The organism is Massilia genomosp. 1 (assembly GCF_011682185.1).
Taxonomy (GTDB): domain Bacteria; phylum Pseudomonadota; class Gammaproteobacteria; order Burkholderiales; family Burkholderiaceae_D; genus Telluria_A; species Telluria_A rubra.
Window position 1 is genome coordinate 1 of the sequence record NZ_WHJF01000312.1, and the last position, 1,030, is coordinate 1,030.

General features: G+C 59.3%; 2 protein-coding genes. Both read left to right on the forward strand.

All coding sequences use genetic code 11. The features are described from left to right. Window positions 1-115 (forward strand): transposase (locus F1735_RS33790; RefSeq protein WP_187364433.1); only part of this gene is annotated, 115 nt, incomplete at its 5' end. A 179-nt stretch (window positions 116-294) separates the two neighbouring features. After that, window positions 295-939 carry a hypothetical protein gene (locus tag F1735_RS33795; RefSeq protein ID WP_167241403.1) on the forward strand — a complete coding sequence of 215 codons (645 nt, stop codon included), beginning with the start codon at window positions 295-297 and terminating at the stop codon, window positions 937-939. The last annotated feature ends 91 nt before the right edge of the window (window positions 940-1,030 follow it).

The following is a 1,030-nucleotide window of genomic DNA, read 5'->3' on the forward strand; positions in this document are numbered from 1 at the left end:
CAAGAAGCTTTGGGGCGGCGCGCTATGGTCGCCTTCCTGCTTTGCCGGTAGCTGCGGCGGTGCGCCTATCGCCGTTATCCGGCAGTACATCGAACAGCAGCAGACGCCGCACTAGACGCACCAAACCAGACGGCTGCGCCGTTCGCGCTCGTGACCCCGCCCCGCCCTGAAGGGCGAGGTTTGCCGCGCAACCGATCAAATTGACGGGAATTTGTCGAAAACGGGCGGTTCAGCCGGACAATGGCGCGGGAGAACGGGCTTTTTTGTCGTTGAACACCGTACCAGGAACACTGCATGACACCCGAACTACCCGACATTTCCGATTCCAGAGCACCTTGGCAGTATCGCCTGATCGGCGCGATCTTGTATGTGTTGGCCATCATCTTCACCTACCGCCTGTTCACGCTGCATGAGCAAGGCGCGGGTTTGGACAAGGCCATGCTGCCGGCACTGGGGGCGATCGCGGTGCCTTTGTTTGCCATTGCGCTTGCCGCCACGCTGCCGCAGTTTTACTCGCTTGGCCCAAAGGCGGAAGGTTCATCCCGATTTCAGGTCGGGTGGATCGTGCTTATACCCGGGTACGCCCTGAATCTGACCCTGAGGGGACAGTTTGAGCTGGTGTCGTGGTGGCCGCTGATCCTGATGGGATTGGCTGGCGGCTTCCTGCTCGCCTGCCTGATATCGCGCTTGCGCTTGCGCCATGTGTACTTCGTTTGCATCATGGGATTTGGCAGCGTCTACGTTGGCGCCGCCCTGTTGTTCATCAACTGCATGTTTGATTACAAGCCAGTCGAGGTCACCACCCAGCGCCACGCCGATGCCCGCGCAAGCCTTGCGGCGTTCACGGTGGAACTCAAGCATGCGCGACCGTTTGGCCTCTCGCAGCTGCGCCTGAACTCATTCAATTTGGTGATTAGCGCTGATCTTCAGCATAACTGAACTTTGGTCGCCGTTACGTGTCCAACCTTGCATATGCGTGCGCGGTGGCGCAGGCGGGAGAAGATTATGGCGACGATGAATCGGGTTCAGT